The 25,045-nt window shown below is 63.8% G+C and carries 24 protein-coding genes, 1 tRNA gene and 1 other RNA gene; 11 read left to right on the top strand and 15 right to left on the bottom strand.

All coding sequences use genetic code 11. From position 1 onward, the window contains the following. Both ACFI9K_RS13005 and ffs read right to left on the bottom strand, forming a co-directional pair. Positions 1–1,257, bottom strand: a 1,257-nt coding sequence (locus ACFI9K_RS13005) for an aminotransferase class I/II-fold pyridoxal phosphate-dependent enzyme (protein ID WP_462663873.1), incomplete at its 3' end; no start/stop codon positions are given. 54 nt (positions 1,258–1,311) lie between these two features. Next, positions 1,312–1,406, bottom strand: an RNA gene (gene ffs / locus ACFI9K_RS13000) — signal recognition particle sRNA small type. Positions 1,407–1,501: 95 nt separating this feature from the next. Between ffs and ACFI9K_RS12995 the strand changes: the two genes are divergently transcribed. Further along, positions 1,502–1,589, top strand: a tRNA-Ser gene (locus ACFI9K_RS12995). A gap of 222 nt (positions 1,590–1,811) precedes the next feature. Here the strand turns inward: ACFI9K_RS12995 and ACFI9K_RS12990 are convergent. Beyond that, positions 1,812–2,558: a 3-hydroxybutyrate dehydrogenase gene (locus tag ACFI9K_RS12990; protein WP_462663872.1), complete on the bottom strand. Its 747-nt coding sequence runs from the start codon at positions 2,556–2,558 to the stop codon at positions 1,812–1,814. Beyond that, entirely contained in the window at positions 2,555–3,970 is a 1,416-nt protein-coding gene (locus tag ACFI9K_RS12985) for an MFS transporter (protein ID WP_222095531.1), read from the bottom strand. The genes ACFI9K_RS12990 and ACFI9K_RS12985 overlap by 4 nt, the downstream gene beginning before the upstream one ends. A gap of 139 nt (positions 3,971–4,109) precedes the next feature. On the opposite strand from ACFI9K_RS12985, the gene ACFI9K_RS12980 reads away from it, so the two are divergent. Both ACFI9K_RS12980 and ACFI9K_RS12975 read left to right on the top strand, forming a co-directional pair. Continuing rightward, the gene (locus ACFI9K_RS12980) at positions 4,110–5,018 is read left to right on the top strand and encodes a LysR family transcriptional regulator (protein WP_462663871.1); all 909 of its coding nucleotides are present in this window, start codon (positions 4,110–4,112) and stop codon (positions 5,016–5,018) included. Positions 5,019–5,055: 37 nt separating this feature from the next. After that, positions 5,056–5,778, top strand: coding sequence for a mycothiol-dependent nitroreductase Rv2466c family protein (locus ACFI9K_RS12975; protein WP_462663870.1), 723 nt, complete (start codon positions 5,056–5,058; stop codon positions 5,776–5,778). A 13-nt stretch (positions 5,779–5,791) separates the two neighbouring features. Here ACFI9K_RS12975 and ACFI9K_RS12970 read toward each other — a convergent pair whose 3' ends face one another. The 4 genes from ACFI9K_RS12970 to ACFI9K_RS12955 form a co-directional block, all read right to left on the bottom strand. After that, positions 5,792–6,409 carry a dihydrofolate reductase family protein gene (locus ACFI9K_RS12970; protein WP_462663869.1) on the bottom strand — a complete coding sequence of 206 codons (618 nt, stop codon included), beginning with the start codon at positions 6,407–6,409 and terminating at the stop codon, positions 5,792–5,794. 33 nt (positions 6,410–6,442) lie between these two features. Further along, positions 6,443–7,309, bottom strand: a complete 867-nt coding sequence (locus ACFI9K_RS12965) for an alpha/beta fold hydrolase (RefSeq protein WP_462663868.1) — start codon at positions 7,307–7,309, stop codon at positions 6,443–6,445. Between the two features lie 37 nt (positions 7,310–7,346). After that, positions 7,347–7,775 (bottom strand): NAD(+)--rifampin ADP-ribosyltransferase, encoded by a 429-nt coding sequence (gene arr, locus ACFI9K_RS12960; RefSeq protein ID WP_462663891.1) that lies wholly within the window; start codon positions 7,773–7,775, stop codon positions 7,347–7,349. Positions 7,776–7,894: 119 nt separating this feature from the next. After that, the gene (locus ACFI9K_RS12955) at positions 7,895–8,755 is read right to left on the bottom strand and encodes an NmrA family NAD(P)-binding protein (RefSeq protein WP_462663867.1); all 861 of its coding nucleotides are present in this window, start codon (positions 8,753–8,755) and stop codon (positions 7,895–7,897) included. Positions 8,756–8,836: 81 nt separating this feature from the next. On the opposite strand from ACFI9K_RS12955, the gene ACFI9K_RS12950 reads away from it, so the two are divergent. Both ACFI9K_RS12950 and ACFI9K_RS12945 read left to right on the top strand, forming a co-directional pair. Further along, positions 8,837–9,550, top strand: a complete 714-nt coding sequence (locus ACFI9K_RS12950; protein WP_462663866.1) for a TetR/AcrR family transcriptional regulator — start codon at positions 8,837–8,839, stop codon at positions 9,548–9,550. An 81-nt stretch (positions 9,551–9,631) separates the two neighbouring features. Beyond that, on the top strand, positions 9,632–10,048 hold the full coding sequence (locus ACFI9K_RS12945; RefSeq protein ID WP_462663865.1) for a phosphate acetyltransferase: 417 nt from the start codon (positions 9,632–9,634) through the stop codon (positions 10,046–10,048). A 458-nt stretch (positions 10,049–10,506) separates the two neighbouring features. On the opposite strand, the gene ACFI9K_RS12940 is transcribed toward ACFI9K_RS12945, so the two are convergent. Beyond that, complete coding sequence (locus ACFI9K_RS12940) at positions 10,507–11,118, bottom strand: PadR family transcriptional regulator (RefSeq protein WP_462663864.1); 612 nt, start codon at positions 11,116–11,118, stop codon at positions 10,507–10,509. Positions 11,119–11,239: 121 nt separating this feature from the next. Here ACFI9K_RS12940 and ACFI9K_RS12935 point away from each other — a divergent pair, with 121 nt between their 5' ends. The 4 genes from ACFI9K_RS12935 (at position 11,240) to ACFI9K_RS12920 (ending at position 15,038) form a co-directional block, all read left to right on the top strand. After that, a complete protein-coding gene (locus ACFI9K_RS12935) occupies positions 11,240–12,361 on the top strand; it encodes an aromatic ring-hydroxylating dioxygenase subunit alpha (protein ID WP_462663863.1) in 1,122 nt (373 codons plus the stop codon). A gap of 1 nt (position 12,362) precedes the next feature. After that, positions 12,363–13,331 carry a PDR/VanB family oxidoreductase gene (locus ACFI9K_RS12930; protein ID WP_462663862.1) on the top strand — a complete coding sequence of 323 codons (969 nt, stop codon included), beginning with the start codon at positions 12,363–12,365 and terminating at the stop codon, positions 13,329–13,331. A gap of 24 nt (positions 13,332–13,355) precedes the next feature. Beyond that, positions 13,356–14,216, top strand: a complete 861-nt coding sequence (gluQRS, locus tag ACFI9K_RS12925) for a tRNA glutamyl-Q(34) synthetase GluQRS (protein WP_462663861.1) — start codon at positions 13,356–13,358, stop codon at positions 14,214–14,216. Between the two features lie 78 nt (positions 14,217–14,294). After that, on the top strand, positions 14,295–15,038 hold the full coding sequence (locus ACFI9K_RS12920) for a queuosine precursor transporter (protein ID WP_222095514.1): 744 nt from the start codon (positions 14,295–14,297) through the stop codon (positions 15,036–15,038). On the opposite strand, the gene ACFI9K_RS12915 is transcribed toward ACFI9K_RS12920, so the two are convergent. Genes ACFI9K_RS12915 through ACFI9K_RS12905 form a run of 3 tightly spaced genes read right to left on the bottom strand, consistent with a single transcriptional unit; the run spans position 15,035 to position 17,914 of the window. Further along, positions 15,035–15,871, bottom strand: a complete 837-nt coding sequence (locus ACFI9K_RS12915) for a PaaX family transcriptional regulator (RefSeq protein WP_462663860.1) — start codon at positions 15,869–15,871, stop codon at positions 15,035–15,037. The genes ACFI9K_RS12920 and ACFI9K_RS12915 overlap by 4 nt on opposite strands. Further along, positions 15,852–17,060, bottom strand: a complete 1,209-nt coding sequence (locus tag ACFI9K_RS12910; protein ID WP_462663890.1) for a kynureninase — start codon at positions 17,058–17,060, stop codon at positions 15,852–15,854. Before ACFI9K_RS12910 ends, ACFI9K_RS12915 begins: the two co-directional genes overlap by 20 nt. Further along, on the bottom strand, positions 17,060–17,914 hold the full coding sequence (locus ACFI9K_RS12905) for a tryptophan 2,3-dioxygenase (protein WP_462663859.1): 855 nt from the start codon (positions 17,912–17,914) through the stop codon (positions 17,060–17,062). The genes ACFI9K_RS12910 and ACFI9K_RS12905 overlap by 1 nt, the downstream gene beginning before the upstream one ends. Positions 17,915–18,054: 140 nt before the next feature. Here ACFI9K_RS12905 and ACFI9K_RS12900 point away from each other — a divergent pair, with 140 nt between their 5' ends. Both ACFI9K_RS12900 and ACFI9K_RS12895 read left to right on the top strand, forming a co-directional pair. Further along, positions 18,055–18,432, top strand: coding sequence for a BlaI/MecI/CopY family transcriptional regulator (locus tag ACFI9K_RS12900; protein WP_462663858.1), 378 nt, complete (start codon positions 18,055–18,057; stop codon positions 18,430–18,432). Beyond that, complete coding sequence (locus tag ACFI9K_RS12895; protein ID WP_462663857.1) at positions 18,429–19,310, top strand: M56 family metallopeptidase; 882 nt, start codon at positions 18,429–18,431, stop codon at positions 19,308–19,310. The genes ACFI9K_RS12900 and ACFI9K_RS12895 overlap by 4 nt, the downstream gene beginning before the upstream one ends. A 6-nt stretch (positions 19,311–19,316) precedes the next feature. Here the strand turns inward: ACFI9K_RS12895 and ACFI9K_RS12890 are convergent, their stop codons facing one another. From ACFI9K_RS12890 to ACFI9K_RS12880, 3 genes are all read right to left on the bottom strand, one after another. Next, on the bottom strand, positions 19,317–20,036 hold the full coding sequence (locus ACFI9K_RS12890; RefSeq protein WP_462663856.1) for a VIT1/CCC1 transporter family protein: 720 nt from the start codon (positions 20,034–20,036) through the stop codon (positions 19,317–19,319). After that, complete coding sequence (locus ACFI9K_RS12885; RefSeq protein ID WP_462663855.1) at positions 20,029–20,505, bottom strand: DUF2231 domain-containing protein; 477 nt, start codon at positions 20,503–20,505, stop codon at positions 20,029–20,031. The genes ACFI9K_RS12890 and ACFI9K_RS12885 overlap by 8 nt, the downstream gene beginning before the upstream one ends. Before the next feature lie 68 nt (positions 20,506–20,573). Then, the gene (locus tag ACFI9K_RS12880; RefSeq protein WP_462663854.1) at positions 20,574–24,902 is read right to left on the bottom strand and encodes an amino acid adenylation domain-containing protein; all 4,329 of its coding nucleotides are present in this window, start codon (positions 24,900–24,902) and stop codon (positions 20,574–20,576) included. Between the last annotated feature and the right edge of the window lie 143 nt (positions 24,903–25,045).

The raw sequence follows: 25,045 nt of genomic DNA, 5'->3' as shown, positions 1-25,045 counted from the left end.
CAGTAGAACGCAGGTCGCGACGCCGTCCATCGACTTCTCCAGCTCACCGAGCGAGGGGAAGCTCGGGGCCAGGCGAATGTTCTTGTCTTCCGGATCTTTTCCGTACGGGAAGGCGGAGCCGGCGGCCGTCAGAGCAATTCCGGCGTCCTTGGCCAGCGCGATCGACCGAGCCGCCGTGCCCTCGAGCACGTCGAGGCTGATGAAGTAACCGCCCTTGGGTTCGGTCCACGACGCGATCTTCGACGCACCGAGCCGATCCTCGAGAATCTGCTGCACCAGCGCGAACTTGGGCTTCAGAATCTCGCGGTGCTTGGCCATGTGAGCCCGCACCCCCTCGGCGTCACCGAAGAAACGCAGGTGACGTAGCTGGTTGAGCTTGTCCGGTCCGATGCTCTTCTTGCCGAGGTGCTTCTGATACCAGGCGAGGTTCTCCTCGGAACTTCCGTAGAAGCTGACGCCCGCTCCGGCGAACGTGATCTTCGACGTCGACGCGAACACGAACGCACGATTGGGGAAACCCGCCTCGGCCGCCATGCCGAGCACGTCGTAGGACGGCGCGAACTCCTCGCCCAGCGGGTGCACCGCGTAGGCGTTGTCCCAGAACAGCCGGAAGTCAGGCGCAGCAGCGGGCATGGTGGCCAGCGCGCGAACGACCTCTTCGGAGTAGACCGCTCCGGTGGGATTGGCGTAGTTGGGCACCACCCACATGCCCTTGATCTGCGGATCCGACGCCACCAAGGTGGCAATCTCGTGCACGTCCGGTCCGTCGGGACCCATCGGAACCGGGATCATCTCGATGCCGAAGCTCTCGGTGATGGCGAAATGACGGTCGTAGCCGGGGGCCGGGCACAGGAAGCGAACGTTCGGCTCCGCCGACCACGCACGCGGCGAGTCCGGCAGGCCGTGCAGCAAAGCCCAGACCACCAGGTCCTGCATGATCTCGAGACTGGCATTGTTGCCGGCCAGAAGATTCTTCACCGGGATACCGAGCAACTCGCCGAAAATGGCGCGCAGTTCCGGCAGACCGGCCAGGCCACCGTAATTGCGACAATCGGTGCCGTTGCCGTCCCTGTAATCCGCGCCGGGCAGCGTCAACAGATCGGCAGCGAGATCGAGCTGCTCGGGCGAGGGCTTGCCGCGAGTGAGATCCAGCGTCAGATTCTCGGCTTTGAGCTGGTTGTATTTCGCGCTCTGCCGCTCGTGCTCGGAGACAAGCTCCTCATGGTTCATCAGACCCAACTGGGTTTGCGCTGGCATGCGGAGCGGCCTCTCGGTGACTGGGTTCCCCGGACAGTGTCGACGTCACTGAAATAAAGGGGACCCCGCGCACCCGGCAGAGCCCATTGACCCTTGCTGCCTTCCGGCCCTGGGGGAGTTCACAGGATGCGCGCCGCGCGGGATCCATCGGCAAGTGTAGCCGCCTCCCGTCGAGGAGCACATCACCACCCTTCGCGCCTCCCGATTTGGGAGATGACGGGGGTAACCGGGTAAGCTCCCCCACGGAGGATTCGCCTAGTGGCCTATGGCGCTCGCCTGGAACGCGGGTTGGGTTAACGCCCTCAGGGGTTCAAATCCCCTATCCTCCGCCAGAGGAGCCCCCGTGACACGTCACGGGGGCTTCTTGCTGTTCGGGACAGGCCGCTCGGTCGATCCGTGTCGCCCGCCCTGGTTCGCGTCAATGGACCCTTGCACACCGGTCAGACGTATGCAACGGACCATTCACCCAGTTCACGATTTCGCGTCGATGTCACATTGACGCTCCCAGACGTGTGCAGTGGACCATTGACACCGGATGGGCGGGCGGCAGAAATCTAGCGAGCCGACCAACCACCGTCCATGGTGTACGAGGCACCTGTCACCATGCCCGCGTTCTCGGAGGACAACCAACCCACCAGTGAGGCGACTTCGGCGGGTTCGACGAGTCTCTTGATGGCGGCCTCGGTCAGCAGTACTTTCTCGAGTACTTCGTTCTCGGGGATGTCGTGCGCCTTGGCTTGATCGGCGATCTGTTTTTCCACCAGGGGTGTGCGGACGTAACCGGGGTTGACGCAGTTGCTCGTCACGCCGTGGGCTGCACCTTCGAGGGCGGTCACTTTCGACAGTCCTTCGAGTGCATGTTTGGCGGTGACGTAGGCGACCTTGAATTCCGACGCCCGCAGTCCGTGTACCGAGGACAGGTTGATCACGCGACCGAAGCCGCGAGAGTACATGTGCGGCAACGCAGCTCGGATGAGCAGGAACGGAGCCTCGACCATCAGCGTCTGAATTCGACGGAATGCGGCGGGGTCGAAGTCGACGATCGGTGCGACGGTTTGGATACCGGCATTGTTGACCAGGATGTCGACGTCGAGCCGAAGTTCGTCCAGTGCGGTGGTGTCGAGCAGGTCGACCGACCACACCTCGCCGCCGATCTCCGACGCCAATTCCTTTGCGGCAACCTCGTTCACGTCGGCGACGGTGACGCGAGCACCACGCTCGGCGAGCTCGCGCGCACACGCGGCCCCGATGCCGGACGCTCCCCCGGTGACGAGGGCGGAGCGTCCGGTCAGGTCGGTCACCGCTGTGCAGTCTGATCGAGCAGGCCGGCCTTGGCCAGCTCGGCTTCGGTGGCGAGGTTCTTGGCGTCGGCGATGTCGATGCTCTCGAGCGCCAATCCCTTCGTCTCCCGGGCCACGATGACCGCCACGACCGTGATAGCGCAGGCCACGGCCAGGTAGACGGCGATCGGAACGGACGAGCCGTAGATGTCGAGCAGCTTCACCGCGATGATCGGGGCAAGCGAGCCGGCGACGATCGAGGTGACCTGATAGCCCAGGGACACACCGGAGTACCGCATCCGCGTCGGGAACATCTCGGCCATGATGGCCGGCTGCGTGGCGTACATGAAGGCGTGGAACATCAGGCCGATGATGATGGCCAGCAGGATCACGACATTGTGACCACTGTTCATCATCGGGAACGCGAAGAAGCCCCACGTTGCTGCAGTGAGGGCACCGGCGAAGTAGACGGGACGACGGCCGATGCGGTCGGCGAGCTTGCCCACCAACGGAATCGTGCAGAAGTGGATGGCGTGTGCAATGAGCATCCACCACAGGATCGTGGAGGTGTCGGTACCCACCTCGACCTTGAGGTACGTGATCGAGAAGGTGACCACCAGGTAGTACATGACGTTCTCACCGAAGCGCAGGCCCATGGCGGTGAACACACCACGCGGGTAACGCTTGACGACCTCGAAGACACCGTACGACGCGGCCTTGATGACCTCGGCCTGCTTGTGCGCCTCGACGAAGATCGGGGCGTCGGAGACCTTGGTACGGATGTAGTAGCCGACGAAAACGATGACGGCAGAGAGCCAGAACGCCACGCGCCAGCCCCAGCTGAGGAAGGCCTCGTCGGACAGCGTGGTCGTCAGGACGAGCAGTGCGACGGTGGCGAGCAGGTTACCGGCGGGCACACCTGCCTGCGGCCAGCTGGCCCAGAAGCCGCGGCTCTTGTTCGGGCTGTGTTCTGCGACAAGGAGAACCGCGCCTCCCCACTCTCCGCCGACAGCGAAGCCCTGGATGAATCGCAGCGTCACCAGCAATGCCGGAGCCCAGTAGCCGATCGCCTCGAACGTCGGGAGGCAGCCCATGAGGAAGGTGGCCCCGCCGACGAGGACGAGGCTGAACTGCAGCAACTTCTTTCTGCCGTACTTGTCGCCGTAGTGACCGAAGACGATGCCGCCCAACGGCCGTGCGACGAAGCCGACGGCGTACGTGACGAAGGCGGCGAGGATTGCGTCGAGCTCACTGGTTCCGGCCGCGAAGAAGATCTTGCTGAACACAAGGGTTGCGGCGGTGCCGTAAAGGAAGAACTCGTACCACTCGACGATGGTGCCGGCCATCGATGCGCCGACGACCTTCTTCAGGCCTGCGGGGGTGGCATCGGGATCCGGTTCGGATCGTTCGGTCAGCGACTTGTCGACGCTCATGTTCTCTCCTGTGTTGCTGGGCACTGTGCGGTCGCGCTTGTGACGGACCACACATGTAGCGGTGTTGGTCTGAGTATTGGTGCAGATGTTTTTCTGCGCAAGAGGCATGGACGCAGGTTCGATCTGCAAAACTGCACACATGACACGCGGCGACGGGAAGGTCCCCAGTGCTGACGACCTACTGGTCCTGCTCGCCGTCTCTCGGACCGGTCGCTACAGCTCCGCGGCCGACGACCTGGGCATCAACCACACGACCATCTCCCGACGCATCGCCGCACTAGAGGACAACCTCGGTGGCCGAGTGCTCACCCGAGCCGGTGGAGGCTGGGAACTCACCCAGCTGGGGCGCGGTGCCCTCGCTGCTGCCGAGGTCGTGGAAAATGCACTGCAGACGTTGGTGTCGAGCGACGCGAGTGCACTGAAGGGCGTCGTGCGCATCTCGGCGACAGACGGATTCAGTGCCTACATCGCAGCTCCTGCGGCGGCTCGCGTGCAACGTACCCATCCGCTGGTGTCGGTGGAGATCGTCGCGACCACCAGACGCGCGTCGAGGCAACGGTCCGGGCTGGACATCGAGATCGTCGTCGGCCAACCACAGGTGCATCGCGCCGAGGCCATCCGGCTCGGCGATTACGTGCTGGGTCTGTACGCGTCGCAGACCTATGTGAGCGAGCACGGCACGCCGCGGGTGCCGGCCGACCTCGCCGCCCATCCGTTGATCTACTTCATCGACTCGATGCTCCACGTCGACGATCTCGACCTGGCCCCCAACTTCACCCCGACGATGCGCGAATCGGTGACGTCGACCAACGTGTTCGTCCACGTCGAGGCCACGCGAGCGTCGGCGGGCATCGGACTGTTGCCGTGCTTCATGGCCGACCGGCATTCCGACTTACAACGAATCCTGCCCGACGCCATCGCGGTGCGATTGACCTACTGGCTCGTCACCCGTACCGAAACTCTCAGACGACCAGAAGTGTCCGCGGTGATCGACGCAATTCGATCGGTCGTCGACGAACAGCGCTCGGCTCTGCTGGGTGAGAAATGAACGCACGGACCCTACGCCCCACAAGGAGAGTTGCCTGATGTCCGATATCGATTTCTATTTCGATCCGGTGTGCCCGTTCGCGTGGATGACCAGTAAATGGGTTCGCAAGGTCCAGGCTCAGCGTGACTACACCGTCGACTGGCGGTTCATCTCGCTTCGGCTGCTCAATTCCCACATCGACTACGACGCGCACTTCCCGCCCGAGTACGAGGCCGGCCATACTGCGGGCCTGCGACTGTTGCGGGCCGCCGCGGACATCCGTCGTGAGCACGGGTCTGCCGCGATCGGGCCGCTGTACGAGGCGCTCGGCACTCGCATCTTCGACACCGAGGTGGTGCCCGACGACGCGACGAGCCATGGGTATCGCGGCACGGCGGAATTTCTGGGGCCGATTCTCGAAGAACTCGGGCTGCCCACCCGTCACACTGCGGCACTGGATAATTCGTCTCTCGACGAGGAGATCCGAGCCGAGACCGATCACGCGCTGTCGCTGACCGGCAAGGACGTCGGCACTCCCATCATCGCCTTCGAGCCGCCGGACGGTGTCGCATTCTTCGGCCCGGTGATCAGCAGGCTTCCCAGCGACGAAGAGGCAGTACCGCTGTGGGACAACGTGATCGGCCTCGCTCGATTCTCCGGCTTCGCCGAACTGAAGCGAAGCCTACGTGAGCTTCCCCAGCTCAAAGCACTAGGAGTTCAGGAGGACGAGGCCGGCGTGCAACAGGACTGGCACGGCGGAAGTCGACGCCAGAAGAAGTGAGCGTTCGGCCGCATCAGTCGCCCAGTACGTCGTCCATATTGCCGACTTCCGGGGTTCCCGCGTCGAGGCCGTACCGCAGATACACGGTGCCTTTGCCGCCGACGGCCGGTGGCTCGAGCAACGTCAGATTGCTGGGCACGGTGCCGTCGGCGAATATTTTCTTTCCCACTCCGAGAAGGATGGGATGCACCCACAGATCGAGTCGGTCGAAGAGCTTCTCGCGCAACAGAGTCTGGACCAGATCGAGGCTTCCGACCACCTTGATGTTGTCGTGTCGGTCTCGAATCTCCCGAACAGCACCGACCAGGTCCGGTCCGAGTTGGGTCGAACCGTCCCATTCCAGATCGGGCGTACCTCGAGAGGCGACGTATTTCGGGATCGTGTTGAACAACGTTGCGAACGCATCGTGCTGGTTCGGCCAGTACGCGGCGAAGATGTCATAGGTCCGCCTGCCGAGCAGGAGCGCATCCGTGCCGTCGTAGGCGGCGGCGACCTGCCCTCCCGAAACTTCGTCGAGCAGAGGCGCCTGCCAGCCGCCGTAGGGAAAATTCTCGGGATCCTCCTCCGGGCTACCGGGTGATTGCGCGACGAGGTCGAGGGTGGCGAACAGCTCCAGCGTGATGAGGCCCATGATTTCTCCTGGTGTTGTAGGACGAATGGTTCTTCAGTTCAATACTTTCCGCAATTTCTCGGCAAATTCGGTCGGCTTACCCGTCTGGCCGAATTCGCCGCCGAGAAAGCCCGAGTGGCCACCGGGAAAGACGACCGGCTCCGATCCGAGGAGCGCCGCAGTCGAATACGCTGCGCGAGCGGCGATGCTCCCGTCCTCAGGGCCGCCGGATTCTTCACCGACTCCGATCACGACTGTGGTGGGCGCGGCACGCACAGCCTCGACGTCGGGTGCGAAATCGACTCCGCCGCCGCGCATATTGGCCATCAGGGCGTCGTCGCGCGTGCCGTCATCCTCGGTCGGGAGACCGAACTGCGCCGGGTCCGGTGCCGGGCGCTCGAAGTAGGCGTCGTCGATCGGTCCCGCGTGCATGAGCAGTGAGATGAACTGAGCCATGGCCGGGCCGCGGCCGTCAGCGTCGTAGGTGGCCACCATGTTCGCGCATACTGTCGCGATGTTGTCGTGGTCCGGCAGAGCACCTCCGGCGGGCGGTTCGTGCGCGACCAACGTGCGAACGTCGGACGGGTATCTGCTGACGAGTACCAGCGCGTTCACGGCACCCCCGCTCGAGGCGAACACGTCCACGGGCCCATGCCCGACGGCGGTGAACACCGCATGCAGGTCGTCGGCATGTTCACCGAAGGTGACCGCGGCGGTCGTGTCGTCTCGTCGACTACGGCCGACATTTCGCGGGTCGTACGTGACGACCACCCGGTCGCCGAAGTGCGATGCCAACGTGCCGAACCCGCTCGCGTCCATCGGTGAGCCGATCAGCACCAAGGGCGTGACCCCGGCCCCGAGTTCTCCGATCACGTCGTATGTCAGGGTTGCACCGGGAACGGAAACTGTCTGTGTCGTCATGCTGGTGTGGACCTGGGTCCGCGCGAAAAGTCACCGGCTAGTCGTAGAGAACCGCATTTCCCGTCTGCCTCAACTTCTCCAGACCTTCCCTGAATCGGCTCAAGTATTCGGGTGAATGCCCGACCCACTCGGTCATCTCGTCGACGATGCGTACCGGTTCCGCGCTGCGGTAGGAATGAGTGGGGTTGCCGGGGAACTTCTTGTCGGTCACGTTCGGATCGTCCTCGACACTGCCGGTCGGCTGGACGATGTAGACCCGAGGACGCCCCTGCCCGACGGCCATCTCGGCCGCGAGCACGGCACCGTCCAGCACCTTGGTCATGTAGACGTAGTTCGAGATGTGCTCGGGACGGTAATTCGAGCGATAGCCGGGGATCAGGAAGTCACCGGCGTCGAGATCGGCCTTCGTGCCATGAAAGTACGCACCTGATTCGTGCACTCGAAATCGCTCGGGTGTATCCGCCATGTCTGCCATAGGAACTCCTCCGTGTCGGTAGCCGGAAGAGTGTGCACCACCGACGGGGCCTTGCCGCAAGCCCCCACTCCGGCGATAGACTGGAGGCAACGGTGACGGGCACGGCCTGGTTATGCCGCGCGTTCACTCGCGACGAGAAAGTCACGGGCGGTTCGTGGTTCGCGGCCGAGCAGCTCGCCCAACAGCGGGTCGGTACCAGCGAATCGGCCGTCGTGGGCGGCGAGAAAGATGCCCAGGGCGAAGCGAGCCATGAACTCGTTCGCACCTGCAGCCACGCGATCGGCGACCCACTGCTCCTCGCCCACGATCGATACCTCGATCTCTCGACCCACGACCTCCGACGCGATGGCCGCCACCTCGGTCATTGTCGGGGCATCGCCGGCCGTCAACACCGTGGGGCCGTCATAGGTGCCATCCGACGCGAGTATCGCGGCGGCAGCTTCGGCCGAATCTGCTCTATGGGTCCACGACACAGGGCCGTCCACGGGTATGGATACACCACCGGTCCGACGCCAATCGCCCATGACCACATCGAGACTGTGTGCGTAGAAGCCGTTGCGCAACGATGTCCATGCCACTCCGCTGTCGGCCAACATGTGCTCGGTCGCAGCGTGATCGCGCGCAGGCCTGAACGGACTGTCGAGCCCCGCGCCCTGATGACTCGTATAAAGAATGCGTCCGGCACCGGCGGCAACCGCCGCGTCGATCGCGTTGCGATGCAACGCTGTCGCGTCGGCGCCGGGATCGCTGGACGAGACGAGCAACACCTGATCTGCCCCCGCGAACGCCGTCGTCAGCGAGTCCGGGTCGACATAATCGCCTCGACGCACCTGAACACCTCGATCCGCGAAACGCTTCGCCCGAGCCACGTCGCGAACCGCGACGGCGATCTCCGAGGGGGGAACGAGTTCGAGTAGATGCTCGACGGTGGCACCGTTCAGTGCCCCGGTAGCTCCGGTGATGACGATCATGACAACTCCTGTTATCAGTGGAATTATATTGAAGCTATCACTGGAAACACAGTGATATCAACAGTGCGTTATCGTCGATACGTGAAGGAATCGCCGACCAGCACCAGAGACAGCACACGTCGACGAATCGTCGACGCCGCAGCTCGGCTTCTGCAGGAAAACGGCCCGGGGGCGGTAACGACTCGCGGCGTCGCCGAGTCGGCCGGCGTTCAGGCACCGGCGATCTACCGATTGTTCGGGGACAAGGACGGTCTGCTCGACGCCGTGGCCGAACATGTGATGGCGACCTATGTGTCCACCAAGTCCGAGCTTGCCGACAACGAGCTCGCCGAGAACGGTGACCCCGTGGAGGATCTGAGAGCCGGATGGCGCGCGCAGATCGAGTTTGGAATCGCCAACCCGACTTTGTTCGCGCTGCTCAGCGACCCTGCGCGAGTGCCCGATTCTGCGGCGGTCCGGGAAGGAGAAGCCGTTCTCGCGGCACGGATTCGACGAATAGCCCGCACTGGCAGACTTCGGGTCACCGAGCAGCGCGCGGTGGAGCTGATTCATGCCGCGGGTACGGGTGCTGTCCTGACTATCCTCGGCACGCCGCACGATCGCCGCGACGTCGGACTCGCCGACGAGCTGTTCGATGCCGTCATACGCCACATCGTCACCGACACACCTCGGTATCCCGAGAGCTCTGCGCACGGTGCAGCAATCGCCCTGCGAGCCTCGATTTCCGACATCGCCGTACTGAGCAATTCGGAGCGGCAGTTGTTGGCCGAATGGCTCGATCGAATTTCCGGGTGACGATGCATCCGAGGCGCGGACGCTGGTGGGATGGCCACACGAATTGACTCGATCGCCGTTCGATGAGGCATCATTGACCCGATGAGCGATCTCGAATATCTCGGCACCCTCCTCGCCAAACTGGACGCCGAGCTGCAGCGACTGACCGACGCCGAGCCTGGTTCCGACGAGCACAACTCGGCCGTCGATGCCGCTGCCGACGCGGTGTTCCGGCTCCGAGAGAAAGTCAAAGCCGGACACACCAGTAAGAAGGCCTACTACCTCGCGGCCTCCACCGATCCGCTGGGCATTCGGGTCGAGGGCATCTCGGCGTTGCACGGCAAGCGAATTCACGAGTTGGTGCGCAACCAGGGTTGGATGCACACCGACGACACAGCCGTCCTCGCGGCCCTGGACGACGATCAGCTCAGCCGCTACCGCGCCGTAGCCGGACGTGGCGTGGCGAGCACGTTCCGCGAGGCACGCGAATACCTCGCCAAGGCAACAGGTCTCGCCTGATTCAGCAGACCTCGACGCTACAAGACTTCCAGGTGCCCGGTCGCGGGATCCGGTTTTTCTCGATCCCGAGTCCCGCGTGTGGGACGCGCCGGCCATGGGCGGCGCAGACGCCGATCTACTCACCCGTCAATTCCTGACGGGGTTGCCCAGCCGATCGCCGGCGGCGTCGCTGGACAATGCACGCCCCGGTTACGTCCGGTGGATTCTTCCCCGCCGGCGTCAATGGCGAACTCAACACCAGCGGCGGATAGCCGAAAGTCTCGCTCGGGTGGTGCCGCATAGTTCGACATCACCCGAGCGTGCCTCAGTCGCAAGAATCGCGCGGGCTCGAAAACCCGCACGAACAGCGAAGCAGCGTTGGCGGTTTCCGATTCCCCCCACGGAATCGATGCCGAATGCTGCACAGGCCTAGACGAGCCAATCGGAATGTCCGCGCACTCAACCCCTTCCGCCACATGTCACATCTGCGTCGACCCGTCTGTACTGTCGGCTGCCTCGAGTTGCCGCACGAGTTCGATACCGGCGGTTGCCCATTCGATTTCCGATCGAGCCCGCGAGATCATTCCCGAGTAGCTGAAGACTTTGTAAGCAACGATCCTGTCGTGCTCGAATTCGGGACGCATTTCGAGTCGCCGTCTGATCGCGGGGTCGGTTCGGGCCTCGATTCCGTCTCGGATCGCCTCATACATGTCGACTTGCTCGGTGAAGTACTCCACGTGCTCGCGCAGGATGGCCAGAGCGTGTTCCGGGTCGGTCCATTCCAGGTACGCAGCCTGCATCCGATGCACATCGCGGTCGGCAGCGTGGCCGGGCGGGGTGGACATCCAGCGTCGAAAGTCGTCCAGCCCGGTGTCCGTCAGGTGATACCGCGTCTTGGTACTACGGGGTCCCCATCGGACCTGTTCTCCCTCGATCAGGCCGTCGGTCTGCATGCGTCGTAGTTCCGGATAGATCTGTGAATCGGGTGCATGCCATACGTGACCGACCGAACCGCTGAAGCGCTTCGCCGCGTCGTAGCCGGTCACCGGGCCTGCAGTGAGCAGCGCCATCAATGCATAACGAAGACTCATGGTCCCTCGATCGCGTCGGCCGGTGTTGCCGATCACTATTCCATAGCTAGTGTGTGCCTCACATCACTCAATAACTACGTGCATAGTTATTTCGCTGCGATGCACACGACAGGACTTCGACATGACCGATCTGGGACCGGGCGGCGCAACCGCCAAGAACATGGCCTATCCACTGAACGCCTGGTACGTCGCTGCCTGGGACTACGAGCTGACCGGCACCGGTCTCATCTCCCGAACCGTGGCAGGAAAACCCATGGCCCTGTATCGCACCGCGCAGGGCCGTCCGGTCGCTCTCGCCGATGCGTGCTGGCACCGGCTCGCACCGCTGTCCATGGGAGTTCGCGTCGGGGCCGACGAGGTTCAGTGCCCGTATCACGGGCTGCGTTACAACTCGGCCGGCCGTTGCACCAAGATGCCTGCCCAGGAGACCACCAACCCCTCGGCGATGGTTGCGTCGTTCCCGGTCGAACAGCGCCACCGCTACGTATGGGTATGGCCCGGAGACCCCACTGCGGCCGATCCCGCACTCATTCCCGACATGTTCCAGATGGATTCACCAGAGTGGGCGGGCGATGGACGCACCATCGATGTCGACGCCAACTGGCAGCTGGTCTTGGACAACCTCATGGATCTCACCCACGAGGAATTCGTTCATTCGTCCACGATCGGGCAAGACGAACTGAGCGAGTCGGGTTTCGAGGTCACTCACGACGAGCGCACGGTCACCGTCACTCGCATGATGCACAACATCGACGCTCCACCGTTCTGGCTGAAGAACATGCGCGACAAGTTTCCCGACTTCAGTGGCAAGGTCGATCGCTGGCAGATCATCAAGTTCGAGGCACCCGGCACGATCTGCATCGACGTCGGAGTTGCCAAGGCCGGCACCGGAGCGGAGAACGGTGATCGCAGCCAGGGAGTGAACGGCTTCGTCATGAACACGATCACCCCCGTCAGTGACCGCACGGCGCTGTACTTCTGGGCTTTCATGCGTAACTACCGGCTCGAAAGCCAAACGATCACAACACAACTGCGCGACGGGGTTCACGGCGTCTTCGGTGAGGACGAGGCCATGCTGACCGCACAGCAGAAAGCCATCGATGCAAACCCCGATCACGAGTTCTACAACCTCAACATCGACGCCGGTGGCATGTGGGTTCGCCGCATCATTCAGCGGATGATCGAGACCGAGCGAGCGCACACGACCAATCTCGACGTGTTCACCACGGCGCAGGTGAAGTGACATGACCGACAACAAGGTCAGCTGGATCCGGGGCACCGTGCTGTCCGTCGAGCCGGCAGCGGAAAGCATTGCACAGATCGTCATCGGTACCGAGCAGCCCTGCCGGGTTGCCCCCGGTTCCCACGTCGACGTCACTGTCGACACCGGTGACATCCGGTCCTACTCGATCGTCTCGGGTGGACGCGACGGAATGAGCGTGACGCTGGGAGTGCGCCTGTCGCCGACCTCGCGTGGTGGGTCGCGGTTCATGCATGCACTCGCACCCGGAGACGAACTGGCGATTACTGCACCGCTACAGAATTTTCCGCTGCGCATCGGTGCCCCGCGCTACGTTCTGCTCGCCGGAGGAATCGGAATCACCGCAATCGCCGCCATGGCCGCGGCTCTGCGTCGAGTCGATGCGGACTATCGACTTCTCTACGTCGGACGCAGCCGTGCGGCCATGGCATTCCTACCCGAACTCGCTGCAGCACATGGTGATCGATTGGCCGTTCACGTCGACGACGAAGGAACCGGTCTCGATGTCGCGGCGATGATGACCGGCGTCGACCATTCCACCGAGCTGTATATGTGCGGCCCGATCAGGCTGATGGACGCCGTCCGTCGAACCTGGATGGATCGAGAACTTCCGCTCCCGAACCTTCGCTACGAGACCTTCGGCAACAGCGGATGGTTCGACGCACAGGAATTCACCGTCACGATCCCGAGGCTCGGTATCGAAACGACTGTCGGCACAGGCGAATCCATGCTCGAGGCTTTGGAGCGCGCAGGTGCGGACATGATGTTCGACTGCCGAAAAGGTGAATGCGGGCTGTGCCTGGTCGATATCCTGGACGTCGACGGCACGATAGACCACCGCGACGTCTTCTTCAGCGAATCCCAGAGGGGCACCAGCCGGAAGCTGTGCTCCTGCGTCTCGCGGGTTGCCGGAGTTCGGCACGGAGCATCGTTGACTCTCGACATTCCCTGATCGCGCACAGCCTAAGCTGTTTCCATGCCCGCCGGACGCTTCGCTCCCAGTCCCTCCGGCGATCTGCATCTCGGCAATGTACGAACCGCATTGTTGGCGTGGCTGTTCGCCCGCTCCACCGAACGTCGGTTCGTCATGCGCGTCGAGGACCTCGATCGGGTGAAAGCCGGCTCGGAACAACGCCAGCTCGATGACCTGGCTGCTATCGGCATCGACTGGGACGGGCCGATCATGCGGCAATCCGAGCGTCGGGAGGTCTACGACGCCACGATTCGCGCACTCAGCGCAGCGGGGATGACGTACGAGTGCTTCTGCACGCGTCGGGAAATCCTGCAGGCCGCGTCGGCACCACATGCACCCGACGGCGCGTACCCGGGAACCTGCAGAAACCTGACCGCTGACGAGAAAGCAGCCAAGGGCCGCCCACCGGCTATTCGATTGCGTTCCCAGACAACCGAATTCACCATCGTCGATCAGCTGCACGGCCTGTTCCGAGGTCAGGTGGACGATTTCGTCCTCCGCCGATCGGACGGCGTCCCCGCCTACAACCTTGCCGTCGTCGTCGATGATGGCGCGCAAGGCGTCGACCAGATCGTGCGCGGCGACGACCTCCTCACCTCCGCCCCGCGGCAGGGCTACCTCGCTCAACTCCTCGGCCTCACCCCCGCGACGTACGTCCACGTTCCCCTCGCGCTCAACATCGAGGGCAAGCGACTGGCCAAGCGGGACGGCGCGGTGACGCTGCGCGAGCGACCCGACGCGTGGACGCTCATCACCGCCTCCCTCGGTGTGCCGAGTGCGAAGAACGCCGAGGAACTACTCGAGCAATGGAAGCCGACGCTGGTACCGCGCCAACCGTGGGTATTCGACCCCACAACCCCCTGACCTGCATTCCGCCTGGTGGTTGCATTTTTCTCACCCTGGGATTCGCGCCCATCGTTGTCTCGGTGCTTGGATCGTCGGGTGACTACTACCCAACACACCGCCCCCGACGGCGGCTCCGAGTCTGGGCAGGCCACGTTCGCTCATATCAGCCGGGGCTACTACCCCACCATCGTCGCGTTGTTCGTCGCGACGCTGCTGATCTCGAACGTGGCCGCCAGCAAAGGTGTCGCCTTCTTCGCCTCGTCCGACGTCATGCTCGGACCGATCCAAATTCTGCCGATCAATACCGACGGCGCATTCTTCCTGTTCCCCCTTGCCTACATCCTCGGCGACGTGCTCAGCGAGGTCTACGGCTTCAAAGCCACGCGCCGCGCGATCTACCTCGGTTTCGGCTCCCTGCTGCTCACGTCCGTGTGCTTCTGGATCGCCATCGAACTCCCGGCCGCCTCGTTCTACGAGAACCAGGCCGCGCTCGAGAGCGTCGTCGGCGTCGTCCCCCGCCTGGTCCTCGCCGGTCTCGCCGGCTACACCGTCGGGCAGCTCCTCAACTCCGTCGTCCTGGTCAAGATCAAGGAACGCACCAAGGAAAAGCACCTGTGGGCGCGACTGATCGGGTCGACCATCGTCGGCGAATTCTTCGACACGCTGATCTTCTGCTCCATCGCGGCCGGAGTCATCGGCATCACCACATGGACCGACTTCATCAACTACGTCATCGTCGGATTCCTGTGGAAGACGCTGGCCGAGGTCATCGTCATGCCGATCACGTACCGCGTCATCTCGTACATCAAGAAGCGCGAGCCGTCCTACCAGGATCGCTAGCGCCCGACCCATTCCGCACTGAGGTCGAAATACCGCTCCCGGGCCGTCTCGAAGGTGGCGACGGCCCGGGTGCCCGGCCAGTCCTTCGGCGTCATCGACGGCGGAAGACCCGGGTCGAGATAGGGAATGACGCGCCACTCGTCGAGCAACGGCACGAACGTGACGAATGCGTCGCGAGAATTTCGAGCCACCGATCCGCCATCGTGGGCGTCGAGAAATGCCCGATGCCGACCGGCGATTGCGGCCAGATCCCACCACTGCTCGGCGCTCTCACGCAGCGTGCCGGGAGGCGCGACCTCGGACGCGACGAACGTCGTGACGTACTGCGCCAACTCCAACGCGTCGACGATGGCCACGGCCTCCGCCGCGAGATGTTCGGGTGCGATCCACAATCCTGCTGAGACTGTTCCACAACCTATCGACGTGAGTCGACGCCTCAGCTGATGGCGGGCTGCGCGTTGCGTCTCGGGAATGGTGAACGAGATCAAGCGAAATGGATCGCCGTCGGACATCCGCCGGAACCCGAAGATTCGGCCGTCTCCGCGGGCGAACATTGCGTCGGCCTGCTCGGTGATCCGATAGCCGTTGCGGCCCTCACGATTGGCCGATTCGAGAACGCCCTTCTTCTTCAGCCTCGTCACCGCGATGCGCGTACTCTCCGGTGGCACTGCGAGCGCGTCCATCCAGACAACGAAATCGGCGATGGCGAACCACCCTCCGAGAGGGCGAACGTAGGCTCCGAGCACCGTGCGTACCAACGAGGTGACGCTGCCCGGACGCGACTCGAAGTCGTCGAGTATCGCCCCGGCGGTGCTAGTCGCGGAGTTCGTCACGAATCGCCACGATACCCAGATACACCTCGCGGAACGAGGTACTCAGTGGGCTCAACCCCAGTCGAATACCGTGTGGTGCTCGATAATCCGGGATGACGCCCTGCTCCCACAGCCGAGCAGTGATCGCCTTGAATTCCGGGTGGTCGATGGTGACGTGACCGCCGCGTCGATCCGAGTCCTCGGGTGAGGCGATCTCCACCCCGAGCGGTACCAGCATCTCGCGAACGAGTTCGAGGGCGTATTCGGTAAGCGCAACGGACTTCGCGCGGATCGCGTCCATGCCCACCTCGGCGATCATCTCGATGGTGTCCTGCATCGCGATCATCCCGAACACCGACGGCGTGCCACTGATGACGCGTCGGATACCCTCTGCCGGAACGTAACCCTGCGCCATCTCGAACGGATCGGCCCGGCCCATCCAGCCCCAGATCGGCTGGACGAAGCCCGCCAGAAGATCAGTGCGCACGTACGCGAACGCCGGCGATCCCGGACCGCCGTTGAGGTACTTGTAGGTGCACCCGACGGCCAGATCTACTTCCCACGAATCGAATTCGAGCGGCACCGAACCGACGGAATGACACACGTCCAGCAGCATCAGCGCGCCGGCCTCGTGCGTGATGCGGGTCGCCTCGGCCACGTCGACGAGGAAACCGGAACGGTAAGCAACGTGGGTGATCACCACCAGGGCAGTGTTCTCACCCACCACCTCGGCAAGTTGTTCCGGCGTGATGCCACCGCGGCGGTCGGTCTCGATCCACCGAAGCGTCATATTCGTCTCCGCCGCAATACCTTCGAGCAGGTAGCGATCGGTCGGGAAGTTGTCGCGGTCGATGACGATCTCGGTGCGGCCGGGTCGCATGTCGATGGCCGCCCGCGCCAGCTTGTACAGCAGTACCGTCGTCGAGTCGCCGATGGTGGTCTGCCCGGGCGCTGCCCCCAGGGTGGCGTCGGCCAGGGCGTCGCCGATGGTGACGGGGAGGTCGAACCAGTGCTCGTCCCAGCCGCGGATCAGGCGTCCGCCCCAGGCTTCGGTCATGAAGGTGTTGATGCGTTCGACGCTGGCCTTCGTGGGCCGGCCCAGTGAATTGCCGTCGAGATACGCGGTGATCGACGGGTCGTCGCTACCGAGGAACTTGTCGCGGTAGCTGCGGAGCGGGTCCTTGTCGTCGAGTTCGACTGCACGTTCCATCATCGGCCGATGTCCGTTCTCACAGCGAGTAATTCGGGGAAGAAGGTGAGTTCGAGTGCTTTCTGCAAGAACCCGACACCGCTGGAACCCCCGGTTCCGCTCTTCATTCCGATGGTTCGCAGCACCGTGCGCATGTGGCGAAAGCGCCAGAGCTGGAAGTTCTCCTCCAGATCGACGAACTCCTCGAATGCTTCGTATACCGCCCAATGCTCGGTGTGGTTCTCGTAGACGAACTTGATCAACGGCATCAGGTCCTCGTTGAACGTGTATGCCGCGGTGACGTCACGCTCGAGCGCCGATGCCGGCACGTCGTAGCCCTGCCGTGCCAACGATCGCCAGAAGGCGTCGTACAGGCTGGGCTCGTGCAGCAGGGTCGAAAGCCGTTCGTGAGCAGCAGGATCGGACTCGAAAACCCTCAACATGCCCGCGTTCTTGTTGCCCAGCACGAACTCCACCGCGCGGTACTGATACGACTGGAAGCCCGAGGAGTTGCCGAGGAAATCGCGGAACTGGGAGTACTCCGTCGGGGTGAGCGTGGCCAACACCGACCACTGCTCGGTCAGCGTCTTCTGAATGTGCTTGACCCTGGCGACGCACTTGAGTGCGGTACCGATGTCGTCGGCATCGAATGCGGCTCGCGCGGCCAGTGTCTCGTGCAGCACGAGCTTGAGCCACAGCTCGGTGGTCTGGTGCTGGATGATGAACAGCAGTTCGTCGTGATGCTCGGGGGTGCTCACCGGCTTCTGAGCGCTGAGCAGCGTGTCGAGGTCCAGGTACGAGCCGTAACTCATGCGGTCACTGAAGTCGGTGACGACGCTCTTCTCGATCTTCCGGGTGTTCGCTTCGACGCTCATCGATCGTCCTCGAGGTGGTGGGCTGGTGAGATCAGCGTATTACATCAACGTGCCGACCGCTAGATACACGAAATGTGAGTGTTTCGAGAATGCGGCCCGTGGCCTATCCTCGAGGTAATCGAATCAAGTGAGGAATTGCAGTGCGTAGAGCGTCCGGACAGTTGGAGGAGTCGATCCTCGAGCTGCTCGGCGAGCACACCGAACTCTCGGTCGCCCAAGCCCGCGAGCATCTGGGCTCGGATCTCGCGCACACCACCGTCATGACCGCTCTGGTACGACTGCACGGCAAAGGCCTCGTCGATCGCGAGCGCCGTGGGCGGTCGTTCGTGTACACCCTCAACGCCCCGGTCGACGAGATTCCCGCACTGCGGGCCGCCATGCGCATGCGCACCGAACTCGGTGCACGGGCCGAGCGCGCGGATGTGCTGGCCAACTTCGTGGCCGCCCTCGACCCCGAGGACGAGGCCACGCTGCGGGAGCTACTCGCCACATCGGACGCGCCCGAGCAACATCGATGACTCTGCTCCTGATCGTCGCCGCGTTGCCGTGGGCACTGTCGCTACTGCTGCGATTCGGAGCCGACCACCTCGACCGAAGACTCGACCCGTCGACCGCCGTCGTACTGCTACCCATCATGTCCGTGGTCACGGCGTTTTCACTACTCGCTTCGCTGACTGCGCTCGCCGCCGTCCTGCTGGCGACGAGTCGGCCCGCATGGGTGACACTCGCAATCATGATCTGCGCGTTGATCTTCTGGCGGGCGTTCGAGGTGGCCCGCCATATTCGACGCGTCATGGTCAGTGCGTCCGCTGTATCGGCCTTCGGCGACGAGGCGCGGGCGACGGGCGGCATCGTCGTGGTCGACTCCGAGGTTCCCGACGCCTTCGCGGCCCCCTCCGCAGGAGGGGCCGTGGTCATCACCACAGGTCTGGTGAAAGCACTGTCGGACAAGGAGTTGCGCGCGGTTCTCGAACACGAGCGTGCCCACCTGCGACACCGTCACAGCGTGTGGATTCAGCTGTGCGAGATCGCAGTTCGGTTCGATCCCATTCTGGGGCCGCTGACCGCGACGGTGCGACACGCGGCCGAGCGTCACGCCGACGAGAGTGCGGCACGGCTCGGACGTCGAGAAACGCAGACCGCCATCGCCAGAATCGCTCTGCTCCGGACCCATCTGGACCACGAAACCCGCACTCTCGCCAGTACCGGCGGAGACGTCGTGCGCCGTGTGCAAGCCCTCGGTGAACCACCGCAGCATCGCCCCGACCGCGCAATCGTGGCCGGCGGATTGGTCCTCGTCATCGCTTTCACAGCCATCTCGGCAGCGTTGTTCGACGTCGCACAGGATGTAGTGGCACCCGAGACCGGAGAAGCCGCCACCTCGATTTTCCGCTGACCTCGGTCAGATGCCTGCGACACCTGCCAATTGACCGATCGCATAGGTGACGGCCATCGCGATCGCACCACCTATCACTATTCGCGTCACTGCAGGCCGAGCCGGAGCACCACCCAGACGCGAGCTGATGGTCCCGGTCAATGCCAGCGCCAGCAACACCACGGCGAACGTCACCGGGACGCGCAGCGAGGCAGGCAACAACAGGATGGACAGCAGCGGCAGCAGCGCGCCGCTGACGAACGAGATCGCCGACGATCCCGCTGCCTGCCAAGGATTGGTCAGAGCATCTGGGTCGATCCCCAGTTCGACGTCCACGTGCGCGGCAAACGGGTCGTGTTCGGTGAGTTCGCGAGCCACGGTCTGCGCGGTATCGGCCGAGAGGCCCTTGGCCTCGTACAGGGCCGCGAGTTCGGCCAGTTCCTGCTCGGGTTGCTCGTCGAGTTCTCGACGTTCCTTGATCAACAGCGACCGCTCGGCATCGCGTTGTGTGCTGACCGAGACATACTCCCCCAACGCCATCGACACGGCCCCGGCGACGAGTCCTGCGAGTCCAGCGGTCAACAGCGCCCCACGGTCGGTGGTGGCGGCCGCGACACCCACGACCAGACCGGCGGTGGAGACGATGCCGTCGTTGGCACCCAACACTCCGGCCCGCAGCCAGTTCAGCCGACCGGGCAGGTCCCTGTGCGGTTCGTGCTCGTGCAGGCTCGGCTGCGGCTCACTCATCGCCGGCCGTCGCCGATACGTCGTCCCACGCGGCGCGAGCGCCGGACTCTCCGATTCTGTACACCTGGACGATTGTGGTCGCTCCGACCACCACTGCCAACACCAGCACGGCAATGGAGTGCCACCGAACGGGCGTGGTGCCCCGGCGCTCACGCAGATGCAGGAACACCAGTGCCGCGGCGACGACGACCAGACCGACGGAGAAGTAGATCATCCAGTCGCCGATTTCGGTGTGCTGCTCGACTGCTGCGGTCCTGGGAACACGCTTCTCGAGCCACTCACCTGCGTCGGTCGTCAGCGGTGTGAGGACCAACGTGAGCACTGACAAGGCTGCAATGAGCCACACGAACCTGCTGCGTACTCCGGGCCAGATGCTGGCGGCAATAGCGAGGATCGCAGTGAGGGGTGCCAGCACCACGATGAAGTGAACGAGCAGAATGTGGGCCGGTAGGCCGTTGAAGGTGGACATGCGTTCTCCCGCTGGCTTCGAAGTCGCGTGCACCTCACGCCTAGTGAATGCTACACATCGTGTAGTAGTTACTTCGTACAAATTCTCCAAGCCGAGTCCGGTCGGGCGACGATCGTCTCCAGAATCCGCTCGAACCGCCGGCCCAGCTCTGCCACTGTGCTCGCGTCGAACAATGCTGTGGGATAGACGATATCGACCACCGTCTCGATGGCTTCCCCCTCGCCGCCCCGCCGTTCGGTGACGTGAAAGTGGAGATCGCACTTGGCGATGTCGATCGGTCGCGGAGTGATCTCGAAATGCATATCCCCGACGTCGAGGGTCGTAGCGCTGAACACATCCAACGACAGCGCAACCTGGAAGATCGGATGCCGCGCCTGCGACGACTCGACATCGAGTGCCGTGACGACGTCCTCGAACGGCACCGTCGCGTGATCGAAGGCCCGCAACTCGCTTTCCCGCGCACGCCGGACGACGTCCTCGACGGTCGTCGCGAATTCGAGGTTCGTGCGAATCGCGACGGTGTTGCTGAAAGTTCCGACGAGCTGCTCCAGGCTCGGGTCGTCCCGACCGGCAACCGGGGTCCCGATGACGATATCGGTGGACCCCGTCGCCTCGGCGAGCAGAAGCAACAGTGCCGCACGAAGCACGGTGAATCGTCCAGTCCCACAACGCTTGGCAAGATCGGACATTCTCTGGGTGGCGTGTGCATCGAACCGAAGCGATGCGCGTGCCCCGGAGAAATCCCACTCCTGTCCCCGCGGGCGGTCCAATGGTAGGTCCCTCGAACTGGGTATGTCCGCCAACTCTGCACGCCAGAAATCGAGGTCGGCCGACGCATCGTGGTCGCCGGCCCAGACGCTGTAATCGCCGTACTGCAGCGGTAATTCGGACCATGTCGGCGCGGTTCCGCCGACCCTGGCGTGATACGCCACGACGAAGTCCGAAGCCAACACCCCCAGCGACCAGCCGTCCGCTGCACTGTGGTGGACGGCGCACGCAAGCACGTGGCGATCGGGTTCCACTGCGAACAGGCGAGCCCGAATCGGGAATTCGGTGCGTACGTCGAAGGGCAGCTCGAGCGTCTGCACTACGGCCTCGTCGTCGAAGTCGACGACATCGAGGTTCGGTACGGCCTTCGCCGGATTCTGCTCGACGACCTGCGCCGGAACCCCGTCGAGATTCGGCAAGCGCGTCCGCAAGGTGCTGTGCCGATCGATCAGGTCGGTCAGCGCCTGCGCCGCTGCCGCTGCGTCGAACCCACCGGAAATCGTGACCGTGAACGGCAAGTTGTACAGCGGTAGCGTCGCACTTCGATCGATATGCCGCTGTTGCGGCGCCAGCGGAATGGCCGATAACCCGTCGGACATGCCGCGCACAGGCCGCGAAGTCTGTCGATACCCACCACGTCGACGTTCGTCGATCCGTGCCGCCAACGCCTGCACGGAGGGGGCACCTGCGAGGTCCCTGACGCCGATGTCCACCGAAGCCTCGGCCCGCACCGACGCGACCACCCTGGTTGCCGCCAGCGAGTCGCCACCGAGGTCGAAGAACGAAGCCGCGCAGTCGATACCTTCTCTGTCGAGCACGCGTGCGAATGCGGTCGCCACCATCTCCTCGGTGGCACCGGACGGTTCCGCTCTCACGGAATTCGTAGACGTGGTCGGGTCCGGTGACGGGAGTGCCGCACGATCGACCTTGCGGTTGATCGTCAGCGGAATCTCGTCGAGAACCGTGATGGTCGACGGCACCATGTGGGTCGGCAGTCTCTTCGCGAGATCTTGACGAATGGTTTCGGTGTCGAGCACGTCCCCGACACATACGGGAACGACATACCCGTCGATCCGTAGATCTCCAGAGTGACTGCGGTGCAATGCCGATGATGCCGAGGAGACGCCAGGGTGGGCCCGCAACGCAGCGTCGACCTCACCCAGTTCGACGCGATTTCCCCGAATCTTGATCTGATCATCGGTGCGGCTGAGGAACTCCAGCGTGCCGTCGCCGCGTCGCCGCGCCCGATCTCCGCTGCGGAACATGCGAATTCCGCTGCTGTCGAACGGGTTCGCGACGAAGCGGGCTGCTGTATCCGCGGTACGCCCGAGGTACTCCCGCGCGACGCCGGGAGTCTCGATGTAGATCTCGCCGTCCGCACCGGACGGGACTGGCCGCAGAGTCCGATCGAGGAGATGGATCACCGCCCCCACCATGGCTCGACCGATTCCCTCGGTGCTGCTCGGACTCAGGGGCGCGGTCATCGTCACACTGCAGGTCGTTTCGGTGGGGCCGTAGGCGTTGAGCAGTCGTCGACCCGTCGACCAGCGGTCGACCATGTCGCTCGGGGCGGCCTCTCCGCCGATGATGATCGTTCCGACACCCCCCAGCTCTGCGGGGGCCAGTGTCGCGAGTGCCGACGGCGTGATCAGAAGGTGGGTAATCCGTTGATCGACAATCAGTTCCGACAGTTCTGCTCCGCCGTAACTATCTGGCGGTGCGATCACCACTGCCGCGCCTGCGGTTGCTGCGGCCAGCATCTCGACGATTGCGGTGTCGAATCCGGGTGAGGCGAGATGGCAGACGCGCGACCGGGCGTCGAGGTCGTAACTGCTCCTGATCTGCTGCACCAGAGGGCCGATACCATCGTGGGTGACGACGACGCCCTTGGGAGTTCCGGTGGATCCGGAGGTGTAGATGACGTAGGCCGCGTAGTTGGGTGCTGAAGTCCAGGCACTGCCGGTCGGTTCACGCTTCGCGACAACGTCATCGAGATCCAGCCATTCCACCTCGCCCGTCAGGCCGTCGCCCGTGTCCAGGCCCGTGCCCAGGCCCAACACCGCACGGCTGTTCCGCACCAGGAACTGTGCCCGATCGCGGGGGTGATTCGGATCGACCGGCACGTACACCGCACCCACTCGTGCGATCGCCCAGAACGCGACGACCCCTTCGACGGAACGGCCGATGCGAACGGCGACTCGGTCTTCCGTGCCGATTCCGCGCGCCTCGAGGGTGGATGCGAGTGCGTCGACCCTGTCGGACAATTCGGTGTAGGTCACCGAACGCTCTGCATCCTGGATCGCAATTCGGTTGCCGTGCTTCGTCACTGCCGCGGCGAAAGTCTCGTTCAGTGATCCGTGCTCGATCACTGTCGCTCCGACCGACGCGGGCGTGGTGCGAGGTTCGTCGGGCAGAAACAGGTCGAGGTCGGCCACGGCCGTGTCGCCGGAGCCGGGATCGGCGAATCGGTCGAGAAAGTGTAGGAATCGTTCGTGGTGGCGAGCGAGGTCGCTCGGCGTGTAGGCGGCAGGATTGGCCTCGAAGTCGATGCGAGGGCACACTCCACGTCGCCCGGGGTAGATGTTGACGGCAAGACTGGACACCGGACCTGTGGTCAGAATCTTGATCTCACCGTCGAAGTCGCCGATGGCCACAGTGTTCGCGAACATCATCACATTGACGGTCGGTCCGAACCGACCGGCGCGCAATGCATTTCCGTTCTCGGGTATCGGTGGCCTGCTGCGCTGATGCCTCAGCACCGCCCCGATCGCCATTTCGGCCGATTTGACCACATTGTTCACCGTCGCCGATCCGACGCCGGGCAACCGCAGCGGCACCACATGAGACAACGACGATCCGGCCGCGCGCAGCAGTGCTGTCGGACGCGCCGAGACCGGCAGCGACAGTTCCACGTCGTCGGCGTCCTCGATGCGTGCGAGGTACGCGGCGAAGGCCGCGATCACGACAGCCGAGGTGGCACGGTGGGCCCCGCCCGAGGCGATGATCGGCATGGACGCAGGCGCGACATCGGGGCCACGAGGCGCGGCACAGGCCGTCTCGGCGGACTCCCAGTGCGCCCGATCACGCCGTGCGCGGGCAGATGCGTGGTAACGCTCGTCCTCGGCGAGAAGTGCCGCCGGGGTCGTCGGATCGATCGGAGGTGGCTCGACGCCATCCTGCGCCGCGGCGTACAGCGCAGCCGCCCGCTCGAGCACCTTCATCGACGCAAAACCGTCGAGCGCGATGTGATGGGCTCGGGTGTACCAGAAGACGCGATCGTCCCTGATGCGCAGGACACGCAGTCGAACCAACCGACCGTTCATCGACAAGGGCGTCCGGCAATCCCGGTTCATCCACTGCGTGGCCGCTTCCTCCGGACGATCGTGTCCGCGGAAGTCCAGAATCTCCGCTGCTTCCGCCTCGGTCTCCGCGAACCGCTGCATCGGAGTGCCGTCGACCTCGACAATCCGCATCGTCGACGACGAGAACTCACGATGTGCTCTGCTACCGCAGGCGGCCAACACGTCGACGTCGAGTGCACCGACGATGTCGACGTAATACGCGATGACGAAGGGCACATCGGGCATGAACAGTTGCGCCAGCCAGATATCGGCCTGGGACGAAGTCACAGGTAAGGCGTCGAACATTGTGGTCCCCCCACGGCAATGCTGCTACTACACACTCGGTAGTACCAGAGTACTCGTCAGTCCGGTGAGCACCGTCGCGTACGACGTGTACGGCCGTGGGGTCTCGAAACGCAGCGATTGCCCTA

The organism is Rhodococcus sp. PSi06, from assembly GCF_054960675.1.
The sequence above is the reverse complement of the archived record's forward strand: the minus strand, read 5'-3'. Positions and strand labels throughout refer to the sequence as shown.

What these genes read in the sequence shown, in the direction of transcription:
- ACFI9K_RS12970 (WP_462663869.1), bottom strand. Translation starts at nt 6,409, where the DNA reads ATGGGCCTCATCACGCTGGAGCTGTTCGCCACCCTCGACCTCGTCGCG.
- ACFI9K_RS12890 (WP_462663856.1), bottom strand. Translation starts at nt 20,036, where the DNA reads ATGAGTGAGCCGCAGCCGAGCCTGCACGAGCACGAACCGCACAGGGAC.
- ACFI9K_RS12955 (WP_462663867.1), bottom strand. Translation starts at nt 8,755, where the DNA reads ATGATCGTCATCACCGGAGCTACCGGGGCACTGAACGGTGCCACCGTC.
- ACFI9K_RS12980 (WP_462663871.1), top strand. Translation starts at nt 4,110, where the DNA reads ATGACACGCGGCGACGGGAAGGTCCCCAGTGCTGACGACCTACTGGTC.
- ACFI9K_RS12905 (WP_462663859.1), bottom strand. Translation starts at nt 17,914, where the DNA reads ATGAGCGTCGAAGCGAACACCCGGAAGATCGAGAAGAGCGTCGTCACC.
- ACFI9K_RS12910 (WP_462663890.1), bottom strand. Translation starts at nt 17,060, where the DNA reads ATGGAACGTGCAGTCGAACTCGACGACAAGGACCCGCTCCGCAGCTAC.
- arr (WP_462663891.1), bottom strand. Translation starts at nt 7,775, where the DNA reads ATGGCGGATACACCCGAGCGATTTCGAGTGCACGAATCAGGTGCGTAC.
- gluQRS (WP_462663861.1), top strand. Translation starts at nt 13,356, where the DNA reads ATGCCCGCCGGACGCTTCGCTCCCAGTCCCTCCGGCGATCTGCATCTC.
- ACFI9K_RS12930 (WP_462663862.1), top strand. Translation starts at nt 12,363, where the DNA reads ATGACCGACAACAAGGTCAGCTGGATCCGGGGCACCGTGCTGTCCGTC.
- ACFI9K_RS12940 (WP_462663864.1), bottom strand. Translation starts at nt 11,118, where the DNA reads ATGAGTCTTCGTTATGCATTGATGGCGCTGCTCACTGCAGGCCCGGTG.
- ACFI9K_RS12885 (WP_462663855.1), bottom strand. Translation starts at nt 20,505, where the DNA reads ATGTCCACCTTCAACGGCCTACCGGCCCACATTCTGCTCGTTCACTTC.
- ACFI9K_RS12985 (WP_222095531.1), bottom strand. Translation starts at nt 3,970, where the DNA reads ATGAGCGTCGACAAGTCGCTGACCGAACGATCCGAACCGGATCCCGAT.
- ACFI9K_RS12935 (WP_462663863.1), top strand. Translation starts at nt 11,240, where the DNA reads ATGACCGATCTGGGACCGGGCGGCGCAACCGCCAAGAACATGGCCTAT.
- ACFI9K_RS12965 (WP_462663868.1), bottom strand. Translation starts at nt 7,309, where the DNA reads ATGACGACACAGACAGTTTCCGTTCCCGGTGCAACCCTGACATACGAC.
- ACFI9K_RS12895 (WP_462663857.1), top strand. Translation starts at nt 18,429, where the DNA reads ATGACTCTGCTCCTGATCGTCGCCGCGTTGCCGTGGGCACTGTCGCTA.
- ACFI9K_RS12975 (WP_462663870.1), top strand. Translation starts at nt 5,056, where the DNA reads ATGTCCGATATCGATTTCTATTTCGATCCGGTGTGCCCGTTCGCGTGG.
- ACFI9K_RS12945 (WP_462663865.1), top strand. Translation starts at nt 9,632, where the DNA reads ATGAGCGATCTCGAATATCTCGGCACCCTCCTCGCCAAACTGGACGCC.